This window comes from Microbacterium sp. KHB019, from assembly GCF_037285405.1.
Lineage (GTDB): Bacteria > Actinomycetota > Actinomycetes > Actinomycetales > Microbacteriaceae > Microbacterium.
Genome location: NZ_JBBDHF010000001.1, coordinates 100,531 through 115,687, shown reverse-complemented (window position 1 = coordinate 115,687; position 15,157 = coordinate 100,531). Strand labels below are relative to the sequence as shown.

Genomic DNA, 15,157 nt, shown 5'->3' with positions numbered 1-15,157 from the left:
GGGCCGAGAGGACGTTCAGGCTCGGTCGGAGCGCCGCTTCGCACGCAGCAGGAACAGCACGGCGAAGCCGGCGACGCACGCCGCGCCCACCAGGACGGACCACCCGATCGTCGCGCCACCCGACGTCTGCACGAGCATCACCGCGAACGTCAGCGGCTGTGCGATCAGCTGCACCACCAGGAGTCTGCGCAGCGTAGGGAGAAGCGCCGCGAGCACGACCGGCCCTCGCCATGGCACGAGCGGCAGCAGTGATGACAGCACGTGGATGACATGCACGACGAGCACCGCGAGCATCGTCTGCCACACGCCCGGCTCGGTCAGCAGCATCCCGATCGCCAGGCAGGCGATCGAGAGCCATCCGGCCAGCGTCTGCGGGACGAGCATCCCGAGCACCGCGAAACCGACCATCGCCACCTGCCACCAGAGCACTGGCAGGAGTTGCACAGCGGCGATCGCGGCGGTCAGCGGCAGAACGAAGTGGAGCACAGCACCGGGAAGTGCCGGGCCGGTGCGGATCCAGTCGTTCCGCTGGCCGCTCTCGGTCATCATCGTGACCTCCCTGCGGCGCTCAGAGCAATCGCCGGATCGTCGCGCCAGGAGACGACATCGACATCTGCTCCGCGCAGATCGTGCAGGACGTCCTCCCGTTCGGCGAGGACCACTCGCAGAGCGATCTGCTGCTCTCGGGTCAACCGGGCGACATCGAGGGCGGGAAGGATGTCGACTGCGACGACCCGGTGTCCGGAGGCGCGCCACATCAAGGACACATCGGACGCCGCTCCCTCGAAGAACGTGGAGAGCACGAAGATCACCGAACCGTGCGGCACCGGCGGCGTGCGGCGGAACCGCGCGTCCTCCCCTGCCGCACCCGTCGCCGCGATCGCCGCCTCCACGCGTGCCAGGTGACGGGAGCCCGCACCGCTGCGCACGGAACGACCGCCGTGGGTGAGCACGTGCAGCGCGACGCGGTCTCCCGAGCCGACAGCGGCCCTCGCGATCGAGCGCGCCGCCTGTCTCGACAGGTCGAGCGAGGTCGGGCCGCTGCGCTCGAGGTCGCCGCTCCCCCACGTGGCCGCCATCGTGGCGAGGTCGTCTGCGGTGTCCATGGCGATCACCATGGTCGTGTCGCTGAGGGTGTTCGTCCGACGCACCATGAGGTCGCCTGGTCGGCGCGCCATCCGGGCTGTGGCCCGCCAGTCGACGCGGCGCAACTCGTCGCCGGGGACGAACTGGTGGATGTCGCGGAAGTCGCCGCCCTGCCCGAGTCGACGCCCCTCGTGACTGCCGTGCATGCCGGTGAGCCGCGGTGACAGCGGCAGGTGCGGCAGCACGATGGGCGTCGGAGCGACGTTGCGGACCTGTTGGATCACCGGAGTCGGCCGGCCGAGGATCAGGCCGTCGGCTGAGACTCCTCTGGCCGAAGCCTTCACGGCCGCTAGAGGACCGGAGTGCAGCGCACGGCTGCGAGCGACGGTCGCCGAGCCGTCAGTGGGCACGAGCATCCGCCTGGTGCGCCGCTCCGCCTGAACGAGCACGAGCTCCGCGAGCTCTGCATCGCTCGTGACACGCACCTCGGTGAGCAGCATCGCGCCCTCATCTGTCGCCTGCTCTGGAGCGAGCGAGACCGTGAGCGGAACAGCATCCGACCGTCGAAACGCGGCCGCCACGCTGAGCATCGCCAACGGCAGTCCGATCGCGACGATGTCAGCACGCGAGAAGACCAACCCGGCGGCGGCGAGCGCGATCGCTCCGAAGAAGCCGATCACGACCGCGGGTGCCCAGCGTGTACGAGTGGTCGCGGTGGTCATCAGACGGGCGCACCCACGGTGGGCGGCACCGGTACCTGACCGACGACGTTCGCGACGATCTGCTCGGCGCTGACGCCCTGCGCCCAGGCCTGGGGCGTCAGCGTCAGCCGGTGCGCGAGGACGGGCACAGCGATGCGTTTGATGTCGTCGGGGCGGACGTACTCGCGACCGTCCAGCGCAGCGAGCGCACGGCCGAGCAGAAGGAGCCCGAGCGAGCCGCGCGGCGATGCGCCCACTGCGACGTTCTGCGCGTGTCGCGTGGCCGCCGCGACGTCGACGCAGTACCGCGCGATGTCGGGGTGCACGTGGATCGCCTCGACGGCCTGCTGCACCTCGACCAGGCGCGCGGCGTCGATCACGGCGGCGACGTGCGTCGGCTCCTGCTGGCGTGCCATCCGATTGAGCAGGATCTGCGTCTCGCCTGCTGCCTCCGGGTATCCGACGGACAGCCGCACCATGAAGCGGTCGAGCTGCGCCTCCGGGAGGGCGTAGGTTCCCTCGTACTCGATCGGGTTGGACGTCGCGATCACGTGGAACGGCGCGGGCAGCGGGAAGCTGTTTCCTTCGACGGTGACCTGTCGCTCTGCCATCGCCTCGAGCATCGCGGACTGCGTCTTCGGCGTCGTGCGGTTGATCTCGTCCGCCAGCAGCAGTCCGGTGAAGATCGGTCCTGGCCGGAACACGAAGTCACCGGAATCCGGGGCGTAGACGTATGAACCGGTGACGTCGCCAGGGAGCATGTCCGGCGTGCACTGGAGCCGTCGGAAGTCCAGCCCGAGCGCAGACGCCAGGCTTCGAGCCGCGAGAGTCTTCCCGAGCCCTGGGACGTCCTCGAAGAGCACGTGTCCACCCGCCAGGATCGTCGCCAGCGCGATCTCCACGGTGTCGTCCATGCCGACGACGACAGTGCGCACCGCGGCCAGGATCCGCGCTCCTGTGTCGGCGATCGTGGGGTTCTCGGTCATTGCTTCTCCTTGGTCGGCGAGAGTTCATCGATCGCGCCGAGCGCGCGTTCGATGTCCTGACGCTTGGCGCCTGCGGTCGTCAGCCGGGTCCACAGTCCGGCGCCGATCTGCGTCTCGATGAGTTCGCGGTGCGTCGGGTCATCGATGTCGAGGTCGCGACGCAACAGCCGCTGGCGCAGGATGCCGCGCACGCGCCGCTTGATCTGCTCGCCGGCCTCTCCGGTGCGGGTGTTGAGCGACCATGCCATCCGCGAGATCGCGGTGCCACGGCGTTCGGGCTCCGCGGGGATGCGAGGAGAGTCCACTCGCGGGTCCTCGGGGATCACGAGCTGAGCGCACAGCGTGAGCACCCCGGCGAGCACTCCCCACGCGATCGCGAACCCCGGCTCGACACGGATGGCCAACACCAAAACCGCGGTCGCGACGATGGCCACGACGATCGATGAGATTGTGCGGCTGCGAGTCATCTCCAGCCCTCCTCGATCGTCTGCAGCGCCGTGCGGGCCGCTGATCGGTCGTGCACCCCTGCGACGTAGTCGCCGAATCGGACGCGTTCGTAGAGTCCGAGGAGGTCGCCGGCCGCTTCTGTGATGCCGGCGCGTCGAGTGATGATCCGCAGGGCGAACTCGGACGGTGTCTCGCTCATCCCACGGGCGATCCCCGCGTCCGCCGCGCTCTCCTCCAGCCCGACCCATGCGGCGATGATCGCGTCGGTAGCGGTGGACTCGGCGTCGATCGAGCGCAGCGCGCCGTCGATCCCCCGCCTGATCGCCGGCGCGACGGCATCCGCCTCCTGGGCGGCTTCCTGAGCCGTCGACTCGAAATCGACGTCGCCACCCGCCCGGCTGCGAAGCGGTCGTTCGCGCCAGTACCTCATCAGAGCGCGAACGAGGAGGATCGCGATGAGAGCGACTGTCGCGATGACGACGATCAGGAAGATGGTGCCGATGATCGTGGTGGCGAGATCGAAGTCCTGTTCCGGCGGTGGCGATGCTGCCGGCGACCCGCTGGGCTGCGGCTCGTCGAACACGGCGCCGTCTGCGGAGAGGAAGTCGGGCGGTGTGATCACCGGGATGCCCTGAACGGATGCCGCCAGCATGACGACCACGAAGATTCCGATCAACCCGACCGCGGTCGCGACCCGCTTCATCCGAGACCCCTGGAGGAGTTCGGGCGCGCAGACGACATGCCTTCAGCCTAGGCGTCGGCGCCGATCAGACTGCGACGCGACCGGCGAATGGGGATAACCCGTCGCGGAGTGCCGCGACCTGATCGATGTCCATGTGGACGGCCTCCATGACCTGACGCGGGACATCGATCGCGCGCTCGCGCAGGCTGGCGCCGGCCTCGGTCAGGCGTATGTCGAGTCGGCGCTCGTCTGCGCTGCTGCGCTCACGGGCGATCAGCCCCTCCTTCTCCAGGCGCTTGACGAGTGGGGATGCCGTCGCGGGGTCGAGCGCGAGGTCAGCTGCGAGATCGTTCAGCGATCGAGGTGATCTTTCCCACAGCGCGAGCATCACGAGGTACTGCGGGTGGGTGAGCCCCAGCGGCTCGAGGATCGGACGGTAGATCGCGACGACGTTGCGAGCAGCCGTGACCAGCGCGAAGCACAGTTGGTTCTCGAGCTTGAGCATGTCGTCCGTGGCAGTCACGTCTCGATTATACATAGACCACTAATCCTTAGTACACTAAGGGATATGGAGAACAGTTCAGACCGAGTGCCGCTGCGCACACGCATCCGCGAAGCGGGCGGGCTGTACCGATGGTTCAATACGAACCTCATCAGGCTCGCCGGGCCCGCAGCGGTCGGACCGTATGAAGCGACTCCTCCACCGACCGCCGCTCAGCGCGCGGAACGCGCCTGCCCCCTGTGCGGGCGGCCGATGACGGAGCATGAGATCGACCGGAGCGGGCCGAAGCCGCTCATGCACTGCCCGGCCTGACGCGCCGCTCGACAGCTGACCTACTCGGCTGTCTCTGCGGCACTCTCGCGCGCCGCGTCCACCCAGAACATCAACGACTCGTCGTCTTCGATCGCGGTCGACTCGACGTCCAGCCAGCTCGGCCCCATCGTCTTCGCCCCCATCACGGCGATGGCGACGCCGGGTTCGGTGAGCAGAGCCGTGCCCTTCTCTTCGGTGACCCGCACGAGCAGCACACCCTCGTTGCGCGTGCCGACGAGGATCCGACCGTTCAACAGGAACGCACGGGTGCCGAACATCCGTTTCTCCTCGAGCCCGGGCTCGGACATCAGAAGAGCACGAACACGGTCTGCGAGTTCGGTGGCGGCAGCATCCATGGTCGATTCCCTCTTGCTCAGGCGTGGCCCGCGCGCTCCATCGCGCGAAGCTCTTTCTTCAGGTCCTGAACCTCGTCCCTGAGGCGCCCCGCGAGCTCGAACTTGAGCTCGGATGCGGCTGCGAGCATCTGCGTTGAGAGGTCTTCGATCATCGACTCGAGCTGCTGCGCGCCCTCGGCTGCAAGCCCCTCACGACGCAGCTGCGGTGTCGGACTCTTGCCCCTCCCGGACTTCGTCTTGCCCTTGCCGCGCAGCATCTCCTGCGTATCGGACGCCTCGCGCGCGAGCACGTCGGTGATGTCGGCGATGCGCTTGCGGAGCGGCTGCGGGTCGATGCCGTTCTCCTTGTTGTACGCGACCTGCTTCTCACGACGTCGGTCGGTCTCCTCGATCGCCTTCGCCATCGAGTCGGTCATGTTGTCGGCGTACATGTGCACCTGGCCCGACACGTTTCGCGCCGCGCGCCCGATGGTCTGAATGAGCGACGTGCCTGACCGCAGGAAGCCTTCCTTATCGGCATCCAGGATCGCGACCAGCGACACCTCGGGCAGGTCGAGCCCCTCACGGAGGAGGTTGATGCCGACCAGCACGTCGTACACGCCCTGTCGCAGCTCGCTGAGCAGCTCGACACGGCGCAAGGTGTCGACGTCGGAGTGCAGGTATCGCACCCGGACGCCGTGCTCACCGAGGAAGTCGGTCAGCTCTTCGGCCATCTTCTTCGTCAGCGTCGTCACGAGCACGCGCTCGTCCTTCTCGACGCGGATCCGGATCTCCTCGAGCAGGTCGTCGATCTGGCCCTTCGACGGCTTGACGATGATCTCGGGGTCGACGAGGCCCGTCGGACGGATGATCTGCTCGACCACGCCGTCGGCGATGCCCATCTCGTATTTGCCCGGAGTCGCCGAGAGGTAGACGGTCTGGCCGATGCGGTTCTTGAATTCGTCGAAGCGCAGCGGACGGTTGTCCATCGCGCTCGGCAGGCGGAATCCGTGGTCGACGAGGGTGCGCTTTCGCGACGCGTCGCCTTCGTACATCGCGCCGATCTGCGGCACGGTGACGTGCGATTCGTCGATCACGAGCAGGAAGTCATCGGGGAAGAAGTCCAGCAGCGTGTGGGGAGGCTCACCGGGTGCGCGGCCGTCGAGGTGGCGGGAGTAGTTCTCGATGCCGGAGCAGAACCCGAGCTGCTGCAGCATCTCGAGGTCGAAGGTGGTGCGCATGCGCAGCCGCTGCGCCTCGAGGAGCTTGCCCTGCCGCTCGAACTCGGCCAGCCGTTCAGCGAGCTCCGTCTCGATCGTGCCGATGGCACGCTGCACCACATCCGTACCCGCCACGTAGTGCGATGCGGGGAAGATCGGCACGGCGTCGAGCTTCTCGATGACGTCGCCGGTGAGCGGATGCAGGGAGTAGAGCCCTTCGATCTCGTCACCGAACAGCTCGATGCGGATCGCGTGCTCTTCGTAGACGGGGATGATCTCGATCGTGTCGCCGCGCACGCGGAAGTTGCCGCGCGAGAAGTCGACGTCGTTGCGGTTGTACTGCATCGCGATGAACTGCCGGATCAGGGCGTCGCGGTCGTAGCGCTCCCCCACCTGCAGGGCCACCATCGCCCGAAGGTACTCCTCCGGCGCGCCGAGGCCGTAGATGCACGACACGGTCGAGACCACGACGACGTCGCGGCGGCTGAGCAGCGAGTTGGTCGTGGAGTGCCGCAGCCGCTCGACCTCGGCGTTGATCGACGAGTCCTTCTCGATGAAGGTGTCCGTCTGCGGGACGTAGGCCTCTGGCTGGTAGTAGTCGTAGTACGAGACGAAGTACTCGACGGCGTTGTTCGGCATGAGCTCGCGGAACTCGTTGGCCAGCTGAGCGGCGAGCGTCTTGTTGTGCGCCATGACGAGAGTCGGACGCTGCACCTGCTCGATGAGCCATGCTGTCGTCGCGGACTTGCCGGTACCGGTGGCGCCGAGCAGTACGACGTCGGTCTCGCCGGCGTTGATGCGCGCTGCGAGGTCGGCGATCGCCTGCGGCTGGTCGCCGGCAGGCATGTACTCGCTGATCACCTCGAACGGCCGGACACTGCGAGTGGTTTGCATGATTCCAGCGTAAGCGCCACCACCGACACTGCGGCGGGCTCAGCGCATCGCACTCGGCCGGTGCGCATGGTCGGCGGCGGTTCGCGGATCTAGAGTGGCGGCATGATCGAGTTCCTGATCGGCTCCAGCCTCGCGGCATCCGCCGGCCTCAACGCCTGGATGCCGCTGTTCCTGCTCGGTCTCGCCGACCGATTCCTCCCCGCGGTGAACCTGCCGGCCGGCTGGTCGTGGATCGGCAGCGACATCGCGCTGTGGATCCTCGGTGCGCTACTCGCGCTGGAGATCGTCGCCGACAAGATCCCCGCGCTCGACTCGATCAACGACGTCGTTCAGAGCGTCCTGCGGCCGGCATCCGGCGGAATCGTCTTCGGCGCAGGTGCAAGCGCCGAGACCATCGCGGTCGATGACCCCTCGGCGTTCTTCTCGCAGAACGCCTGGGTGCCGATCGTGACCGGAATCGTCATCGCACTCGTCGTGCACGTGACGAAGGCGACCGGCCGTCTCGCCGCGAACACCGTCACCGGCGGCCTGGCCGCACCGGTCCTGAGCACTGCGGAGGATGGCGCGTCGTTCCTGCTCGCAGCTCTGGCGATCATCGTGCCCGTGCTGGCGGGTCTCCTGCTGATCGGGCTGATCGTCGCCGTGTTCATGCTGTTCCGGCGACGCAGGCGCAGTCGCGGAGACGTCGTCGTCAGCGAGGTGCCGCGTCACGAGCAGCCGGGCGCAGCACCGTCATCGCGATGACCGCTGCCAGCGCGGCCATCGCGAGCACAGTCAGCAGGAACCAGTTCCAGCCGACGGTGCCGAAGACGATGCCGAGTGTCCAGCCGAACAGGCTCGACCCCGCGTAGTACGCGAAGTAGTAGAGCGCCGGCGCCTGCGCTCGACTGTCCGCATCCGCGAGCACCGGCGCCCAGCTCGAGGCGATCGCGTGCGCCCCGAAGAAGCCGCCGGTGAAGATCACCAGGCCGGCCAGGATCACGATGGGCTGCGGGACGAGCATCAGGGCGACCCCGACGCCGAAGACGCCGATCGCGGTGAGCAGCACGCGTCGGCGTCCGAATCGGGAGGCCAGTGAACCCGCCCAGGGTGATGACACCGTGCCGGCGAGATAGGCGAGGAACAACAGCGTCACCAACCACACGGGAAGAAGGAACGGCGGGCCGATCAGGTGGAACCCGAGGTAGTTGTACACCGCGACGAAGGCTCCCATGAGCAGGAACCCCTGACCGTAGAGCGCCAGCAGCTGCGGCGCGCGCAGCGCGCGGGCGAGGCGTGCCGGCATCCCCGGTCCGGCATCCGCACGATGCCTGCCCGGGATGAAGCGACGTGCCGGCGGCACCAGCCACAGGAACCCTGCTGCGGCGATCGCGCAGAGCACGGTGACGAGCCCCGCGCCGAGTCGCCAGTCGAAAGCCTCGCCGAGCGGGCCGGCGATCAGGCGACCGGAGAGCCCGCCGACCGTGGTTCCGGCCGTGTAGCTGCCCGCGGCCGCAGCGACGTGTCGGATGTGCACCTCTTCGCTGAGGTATGCCAACGCGACGGCCGGAACGGCCCCGAGCGCAAGCCCTTCTGCGAGACGCAGCGCCAGCAGCATCTCGATCCCGCCGCTGAACGGGGCGGCGAGACCGAAGACCGTCGCGCCGATGATGCCGATCGCCATGGCCGGGATTCGGCCGATCCGATCTGCGACCATCGACCAGGGCACGACCGCTATCGCGATTCCGAGCGTCGCCGCCGACACGGTCAGGGCCGCGGTCGCCGGCGGAACGCCGAGATCCGCGCTCACCTCTGGCAGCACGGCCTGCAGGGAGTACAGCTGTGCGAACGTCGCCACTCCGGCGAAGAAAAGTCCCGCGATGAGTCGTCGGTACGAGCTCGAACCGGGAACGTGGCCGGCGAAGTCCGGCGCGCTCACTCTGCCGCGAGCTGGTTCCAGACGGCGTCCGTCTGCTCGATCGTGTGCTCGAGAGTGCCGGACGTGTCGATCACGATGTCGGCGATCGCAAGGCGCTTCTCGTCGGGAACCTGGGCGTCGATGCGCGCCTGGGCGGCGTCAGGCGCCATCCCGCGCAGCTCTACGAGCCTGCGCAGCCGCTCCTCGGCGGGGGCGTGCGCGACGACGATCGTGTCCCACGGGTCGTCGACCCGAGCCTCGACGAGCAGAGGCACGTCGTACACGACGACGGCCCCGGCATCCTCCACGAAGGCCGCGTCGAAGCGCCGAGCGGATTCCGCGCGGACGGCCGGGTGGACGATCGCGTTGAGCCGCTTCAGGGCTTCGGCGTCTCCGAACACCCGATCGCCGAGCAAGGCGCGATCGAGGGAACCGTCGGCGGCGACGATCCCGTCACCGAACGCGGAGGCGATCTCCGCCAGCACCGGCGAGCCTGGCTGCTGCACATCGCGCACGATCTGATCCGCGTCCACGACGATCGCGCCGCGCTCCTGAAGTCGACGGGCGATCGTGGACTTCCCGGAGGCGATGCCGCCGGTCAGGGCGATGAGGGGCATGCGTCCCAGTCTGCCACGAGCCCGGTCGGCACCCGTCGTCGAAAACCTGAGGGAAACCTTGCACACCGTTGACGTGGATCTGCGGGCCGGCTGAGGTCGTGTTCCTACTGTCTAAGACATGACAACGAACACCTCCCAGAACGTGCCCACCAAGGAGCGCCGCAAGCGCCACCCTCTCGTCGCCTTCGGCCTTGCGGCTCTCGCAGTCGGCGGAGTCGGTGCAGCGATCACCAGCGCCGCCTGGACGGACAACACCCTGTTCGCCGCTCCCGCCGCCGCAGCGACCTTCGACCTGCAGGGATCGCTGGACGGGAAGACGTGGACGCAGTCGGGCAACGCCGACGCGATCGAGCTGACCATTCCGACCAGCCAGCTCGCCAACCTGCTGCCCGGCCAGACCCGCACGCTCGACCTCTGGGTACGCAACGAGAGCTCTGTGAACGCTGCACTCACGTCGCAGGTGGCCTTCGCATCGAACTCGACCTTCACGACGAAGCCCACGGTTGCGGTCTCGGGTCTGGTCGCCTCCCTCACCCCCACCGGCGGCACTGGTGCACAGGACCAGTTCCAGCTCACCGTGACCACACCATCGGACTGGGCGCCTGTCAATCAGGGCAAGTCCGGCACCGTCGTCGTCACGATCTCGGCGACCGCCACCTCCTGACATTTCACCCCCTTCACGACGAGGAACACCGATCATGCAGATCCTGCGACGCATCTCCCTCATCGCCCTCTGGGCGCTGGCCGCTGCCGGCGTGGCCTGCGGGCTGGTCTGGGGAGCGACGGCTCTCGGAATGATCAAGCCGCTCATCGTGATCTCCGGATCGATGGAGCCCGGGATCATGACCGGCGATCTCATCGTCGATACCCGCGTCGCGGCAGAGGATCTCGTCGCAGGCGATGTCGTCAGCCTGCCGAGCGAGCTGACCGGCGACCTTGTCACCCACCGGATCGAAGCGATCGCTCCGAATGGCGTCGGCGGCTACACGGTGACGATGAAGGGGGACAACAACGAGTACTCCGACGCACTCGATTACACGATTTCTGGGGAAGTGTGGCGGCCGGCCCTGCAGTTGTCAGGGTGGGGCACGGCCGCCATGCGCATGACGACACCGGCAGTCGCACTGCCGCTTCTCGCGGGCCTCCTCGGACTGCTCGGCCTCAGCATGCTGACGCCCCCGAGCGGCCCCCGTCGGACGCCGGCGCTCGCGTGAAACGACTGCTCTCGGTGCTGGCGCTCGTTGCTGCACTGATGTTCGGCGCGGGCACGGTTGCCGCCCCTGGGGGACTCAGCCTCTTCGACGACACCTCGGCGGCCTGGGTCGATCACACGCATGCCTCAGCCGTGATCACGGCGGGAACGTGGACGAGCACGACCACGAACGGGTGCACCGCTTACGGCCAGGATGGCAAGGTACTGCCGGGCTGCGCGGTGAGCGGCATCACCTACCTCGGCTGGGGCGAAGCGGGGAAGCAGACCAGGAACTACTACATCAACTTCCAGACTCCGAGCGGCACACGCTCCGTCGCGTTCGACGTCGACCTCAACACGGCGACAGGGAAAGGAACATCGTGGTCGTGGAAGAACGCCTCCGTTCTTGCGGGAGCGCAGTTCACGCCGCGGGACGGCTGGACATGCGGGCAGCTCCCTCGCGTACGCGGAACCGGAGCGGACTGGCAGGTGACAACGATCTTCTTCCAAGTCGCGGAAGCCGGCACCGCATCCCGGTGCTCGTGATACGGCATCGGGGCTACAGTGCCGGGTGAGGATTTCCGGCGCATCTTCTGCGATATCATCGCCGAAGCTCCGCTTGCACCGACGCGCCACGCACCGGCCACGAAGGCCGAGGGCACTGGGGCGGAGAGTGAGGAGTCGCCGCACATGAGTGTCGCCGTCGTTATCGAGGATGAGCCGGACATCCGCCTCCTCCTGACCGACATCCTCGAACAAGCGGGTTTCACCGTGCATGCGGTCGGGACCGGCATCGAAGGCGTCGAACTCGTGCGCGACCATGACCCCGTGATCACGACTCTGGACGTGAGCATGCCGGGCATGGACGGCTTCGAGACAGCGAAGCGCATCCGCGCGTTCAGCTCGACCTATCTCCTCATGCTCACTGCCCGATCCGAGGAGATCGACGCTCTCCTGGGGCTGCAGTCGGGTGCCGACGACTACATCACCAAGCCGTTCCGTCCTCGGGAGGTACGCGCGCGGGTCGAAGCGATGCTCCGTCGTCCTCGTGCCTTGCAGAGCGACGCCGCTGAACCCGCGGCGAGCCGCGTGGATCGCGAGATCGGCATCGAGCACCGCGGTCTGCGGGTGCAGCCCGAGATGCGCATCGTCGAGAAGGACGGCGCGATGTTGGAGCTCACACGCAGCGAGTTCGACATCCTGGTCGAGCTCCTTCAGTCAGCCGGGCGCGTGGTCAGCAAAGCGCAGCTGGCGCTCGTCGTCCGCGGCGAACGCGGAATGGCGAGCGACTTCATCAGCGAGCACGACACACGGGCGATCGAGGTCCACGTGGCCAACCTGCGACGCAAACTGGGTGAGTCTCCCGCCGATCCTCGGTGGATCGAAACGGTGCGCGGGATCGGATACCGCCGCACAGCCTGAGACCGTCAGCGCGCGACGACGATGCTCGTGTCGTCGCTGATCGCAGCCTCCGATGCGGCGGCTCGAGCAGCTTCGATGAGAGAGCTCGCGTCGCTGTGGGCCCGATCGCTCAAGGCGATCCCGACGCCGAGCACCGGGATCACGCTGGCCTCCACGCCATTGAGCTCGTCGTAGATCGCCCGGTGCAGGCCAGCCGCGAGTCTTCTGGCGTCGGCCTCCGACTCGACGACGGTGCTGAGCACGAGCCCCCCGGCCCCGTCGTCGCCGATCCACGTCTGCGTCGGCGCGTGCAGACGCACCGCGTCATGCCAGGCGGTACGCACGCTCTCGGCCTCGCTGGCGCCGAACGCGGTCGACATCATGGGGAGGTCATCGATTCTCGTCGAGATCACGGCCACCAGCTCATCGCGCGAACTGCCCCGTTCGACGGCGTCAGCGAGGAAGCGCTCGAACCAGATCGGCTCGAGGACGCCTGTGAACGTGACGCGCGGGTTGGCCAGCGTGCGCCGGCCACGAAGCCCCGCACGCTCGGCCCGCAGAACGGAGGCTGTGACGACCACGACGATCGTGAGGACGATCGTGAGGATGCTCGTGGGAACCGTGCCCCACCAGACGGTGAAGGTCTCGCTCTCAGGACCGGTGAACAGCAGTACGAACAACCGCGCGAGGTAGTACAGGGACTCGATCCCGAACACGACCGTGAGCGCGGCGGCAGTCTTGATGCCGGCAAGGGAGCCGCGGGCGATCTCCCACGCGGCCGCGCCGGGCAGCAGGAACAGCCCGAAGAACATGACTTCCGCACCGGCCCACCCGCCGCCGTCAGGTCCTCGAACGACGACCGCCGCCCCCGCAGCGAGCGTGATGACGACGACAACGGCCTCTGCCCAGCCGACGCGCCGGTTGCTGAACCGCCGGCAGCCCAGCCACATGAACCCCGCACTGGCGACGAAAGCGGCGTTACCCACCGCCACTGCGCCCCACGTCTGCGGAGCGAACGCCCACACCGCGTATGCGACGGCGGCGAGAATGCCCGAGACGAAGGCGATCGACCAGGTCCGGCCGACGGCATCGTCCTCTCGAAGCACCGTCTCCACGATGAACAGGATTCCGGCCGTGACCACGACGACTGCCGTCATCACGGAGACAGTCGCGATCTCGAGTTCCATCAGCTGCGTCTCCCCTTCTCGAACAATGGCAGGCGGATCAGGAACGTCGATCCGCCGCCCAGTTCGGATTGCACAGTGATCTCGCCACCGTGTGCTCTCACGATGTCGCGGCTGATCGACAATCCGAGGCCGCTTCCATGCGTGGTGGTGTTGCGAACGGCGTCGGCTCGGAAGAAGCGCTCGAACAGCCGCGGAAGTTCTTCGGCCGAAATGCCGGTGCCATAGTCGCGCACCACGATCCAGGCGTGGTCGACATCGGCGGTCACACCGACCTCCACGCGTCCCTGGTCGACGTTGTACTTGACGGCGTTTCCGATGACGTTGTCGACCACCTGACGGATGCGGAGCGGGTCCACGTATGCGGTGACGGCCTCGACTCCCGCGTCCTCGAGGGTGATCTGCCGTTCCATCGCGCGCGGGATGATCGCCTCGATGCTCGCGCGAATGATCTCGTCGAGCTTCACGTACTCGGGCGTGAATGAAAGCTGCACCCCGCCGTGGTGGTCGACGGACACGGCGAGAAGATCCGCGATGATGTCCAGGAGCCTGGATGCATTGCGTTCGGCGACCTCCAGGCCGCGCCGCGAGCTCGGCGACAGGTCGCCGGCGTCCAGAACGAGCTCGAGGTAGCCGAGGATCGCGGTCAACGGCGTACGCAGTTCGTGCGACACGGAAGCCACGAGATCCTCGCGCGCACGCAACGCCATCACCTCGGCCGTCACATCGCGCGAGACGAAGATGCCGCCGACGCGTTCTCCTGTCGCGTTCTCGAGCGCTCGGGATGTCGCGCTGAGGGCACGGCGCCCCTTTCCGGGTCTGCCGTACCAGACGAGATCGCCATCGAAGGTCTCACCTCGGCGTGCGCGCGCAAGCGGTGTCTCCTCGACGCTCAACTCGGTCAGCCCGTCTTCGGCGTATGCCGCTTGCTCCCCTCCGCCGGTCGCGATCATTCGCTGCATCCGCGCATGTGCCTCGTTGCGAACGGATTCCTCTCCGCTCGCCCCCAGACGGATGACGCCGAAATCGACCGCGTCGAGGACTTCGGTGACCATATCCTCCTGGCGACGTGAGCGTTCGACGGCTCGTGCGAGCAGTCGTGCCTGAGCATCGAGGAGCGAGCGCTGCGCCGAAGCACGCTTGGCCGCCACATAAGACGTGGTGGAGACGGCGATGATCATCATCGGGATGAGGATGACCACGGGAGTCAACGACTGCGCAGGGTCCAGCGCCACGGTCAGCCAATAGACGCCGTTGGCCAGGATGTTCACGACGACGAGCCCGAGCAGGCCGAAGGCTCCGGCTATCCACATCGCGGGGAAGATCCACAGCAGCGAGAACCCCGCCGAAGGGTTCGATTCCCTCAGGATGGCGATCGCGAAGATGTCCGAGATCGGAAGAAGCGCGCTCCACAGCGCGTGTACGCGGTTCCAAGGAACGGCCAGGGCGACACCAGTGATGACGGCGACCAGGAGCATCCCGCCTATGAGGGCCTCGACGACGGCGATCGCCCCCATCGAGAAGGCGATCAATGCCGAGAACAGCGACACGACGCCCAGGAGGAGCTGGTTGAGGACGACGGTACGTTCTCGCGTGCGATCGGCACGCATGCTGCGCCACCTGGGAATCGTGCCGTTCGACATGGTGACCAGGCTAGCGCCTGACATCCGCCGTCCCCCGGCTTGGCCGCGGCGCCAACCG

18 protein-coding genes are annotated in these 15,157 nt (G+C 67.5%); 6 read left to right on the top strand and 12 right to left on the bottom strand.

Annotated features, from left to right (window positions below; all coding sequences use genetic code 11):
* Positions 1 to 15: 15 nt before the first annotated feature.
* The 6 genes from KHB019_RS00600 to KHB019_RS00575 all read right to left on the bottom strand — a co-directional run bounded on the left by KHB019_RS00600 (position 16) and on the right by KHB019_RS00575 (position 4,407).
* Entirely contained in the window at positions 16 to 549 is a 534-nt protein-coding gene (locus KHB019_RS00600) for a hypothetical protein (RefSeq protein ID WP_230102979.1), read from the bottom strand.
* Complete coding sequence (locus tag KHB019_RS00595; protein WP_230102980.1) at positions 546 to 1,808, bottom strand: DUF58 domain-containing protein; 1,263 nt, start codon at positions 1,806 to 1,808, stop codon at positions 546 to 548. The genes KHB019_RS00600 and KHB019_RS00595 overlap by 4 nt, the downstream gene beginning before the upstream one ends.
* Positions 1,808 to 2,773: an AAA family ATPase gene (locus KHB019_RS00590; RefSeq protein WP_337457889.1), complete on the bottom strand. Its 966-nt coding sequence runs from the start codon at positions 2,771 to 2,773 to the stop codon at positions 1,808 to 1,810. Before KHB019_RS00590 ends, KHB019_RS00595 begins: the two co-directional genes overlap by 1 nt.
* Positions 2,770 to 3,240 carry a hypothetical protein gene (locus KHB019_RS00585; protein ID WP_230102982.1) on the bottom strand — a complete coding sequence of 157 codons (471 nt, stop codon included), beginning with the start codon at positions 3,238 to 3,240 and terminating at the stop codon, positions 2,770 to 2,772. The genes KHB019_RS00590 and KHB019_RS00585 overlap by 4 nt, the downstream gene beginning before the upstream one ends.
* Positions 3,237 to 3,923 carry a DUF4129 domain-containing protein gene (locus tag KHB019_RS00580; protein ID WP_325471836.1) on the bottom strand — a complete coding sequence of 229 codons (687 nt, stop codon included), beginning with the start codon at positions 3,921 to 3,923 and terminating at the stop codon, positions 3,237 to 3,239. Before KHB019_RS00580 ends, KHB019_RS00585 begins: the two co-directional genes overlap by 4 nt.
* A 64-nt stretch (positions 3,924 to 3,987) precedes the next feature.
* On the bottom strand, positions 3,988 to 4,407 hold the full coding sequence (locus tag KHB019_RS00575) for a MarR family winged helix-turn-helix transcriptional regulator (protein ID WP_414684039.1): 420 nt from the start codon (positions 4,405 to 4,407) through the stop codon (positions 3,988 to 3,990).
* A 63-nt stretch (positions 4,408 to 4,470) separates the two neighbouring features.
* Between KHB019_RS00575 and KHB019_RS00570 the strand changes: the two genes are divergently transcribed.
* On the top strand, positions 4,471 to 4,716 hold the full coding sequence (locus KHB019_RS00570; RefSeq protein WP_230102985.1) for a hypothetical protein: 246 nt from the start codon (positions 4,471 to 4,473) through the stop codon (positions 4,714 to 4,716).
* A 20-nt stretch (positions 4,717 to 4,736) separates the two neighbouring features.
* On the opposite strand, the gene KHB019_RS00565 is transcribed toward KHB019_RS00570, so the two are convergent.
* Both KHB019_RS00565 and uvrB read right to left on the bottom strand, forming a co-directional pair.
* Positions 4,737 to 5,072, bottom strand: coding sequence for a TfoX/Sxy family protein (locus KHB019_RS00565; protein WP_230102986.1), 336 nt, complete (start codon positions 5,070 to 5,072; stop codon positions 4,737 to 4,739).
* A gap of 17 nt (positions 5,073 to 5,089) precedes the next feature.
* Complete coding sequence (uvrB, locus tag KHB019_RS00560) at positions 5,090 to 7,165, bottom strand: excinuclease ABC subunit UvrB (RefSeq protein WP_230102987.1); 2,076 nt, start codon at positions 7,163 to 7,165, stop codon at positions 5,090 to 5,092.
* A 102-nt stretch (positions 7,166 to 7,267) separates the two neighbouring features.
* On the opposite strand from uvrB, the gene KHB019_RS00555 reads away from it, so the two are divergent.
* Positions 7,268 to 7,909, top strand: coding sequence for a DUF4126 domain-containing protein (locus tag KHB019_RS00555; RefSeq protein ID WP_337457888.1), 642 nt, complete (start codon positions 7,268 to 7,270; stop codon positions 7,907 to 7,909).
* On the opposite strand, the gene KHB019_RS00550 is transcribed toward KHB019_RS00555, so the two are convergent.
* Positions 7,857 to 9,083: an MFS transporter gene (locus KHB019_RS00550; RefSeq protein ID WP_325471839.1), complete on the bottom strand. Its 1,227-nt coding sequence runs from the start codon at positions 9,081 to 9,083 to the stop codon at positions 7,857 to 7,859. The two genes, KHB019_RS00555 and KHB019_RS00550, sit on opposite strands and share 53 nt — an antisense overlap.
* Entirely contained in the window at positions 9,080 to 9,679 is a 600-nt protein-coding gene (coaE, locus tag KHB019_RS00545) for a dephospho-CoA kinase (RefSeq protein ID WP_337457887.1), read from the bottom strand. Before coaE ends, KHB019_RS00550 begins: the two co-directional genes overlap by 4 nt.
* Positions 9,680 to 9,797: 118 nt before the next feature.
* Between coaE and KHB019_RS00540 the strand changes: the two genes are divergently transcribed.
* From KHB019_RS00540 to KHB019_RS00525, 4 genes are all read left to right on the top strand, one after another.
* A complete protein-coding gene (locus KHB019_RS00540; protein WP_230102991.1) occupies positions 9,798 to 10,343 on the top strand; it encodes a hypothetical protein in 546 nt (181 codons plus the stop codon).
* A 34-nt stretch (positions 10,344 to 10,377) separates the two neighbouring features.
* Positions 10,378 to 10,893, top strand: coding sequence for a signal peptidase I (locus KHB019_RS00535; protein WP_337457886.1), 516 nt, complete (start codon positions 10,378 to 10,380; stop codon positions 10,891 to 10,893).
* On the top strand, positions 10,890 to 11,417 hold the full coding sequence (locus KHB019_RS00530; protein ID WP_337457885.1) for a hypothetical protein: 528 nt from the start codon (positions 10,890 to 10,892) through the stop codon (positions 11,415 to 11,417). The genes KHB019_RS00535 and KHB019_RS00530 overlap by 4 nt, the downstream gene beginning before the upstream one ends.
* Positions 11,418 to 11,561: 144 nt before the next feature.
* Entirely contained in the window at positions 11,562 to 12,293 is a 732-nt protein-coding gene (locus KHB019_RS00525; RefSeq protein WP_337457884.1) for a response regulator transcription factor, read from the top strand.
* A gap of 5 nt (positions 12,294 to 12,298) precedes the next feature.
* Here KHB019_RS00525 and KHB019_RS00520 read toward each other — a convergent pair whose 3' ends face one another.
* Positions 12,299 to 13,459, bottom strand: coding sequence for a hypothetical protein (locus tag KHB019_RS00520; protein ID WP_325471840.1), 1,161 nt, complete (start codon positions 13,457 to 13,459; stop codon positions 12,299 to 12,301).
* On the bottom strand, positions 13,459 to 15,099 hold the full coding sequence (locus KHB019_RS00515; RefSeq protein WP_230102996.1) for a sensor histidine kinase: 1,641 nt from the start codon (positions 15,097 to 15,099) through the stop codon (positions 13,459 to 13,461). Before KHB019_RS00515 ends, KHB019_RS00520 begins: the two co-directional genes overlap by 1 nt.
* Positions 15,100 to 15,157: the final 58 nt, after the last annotated feature.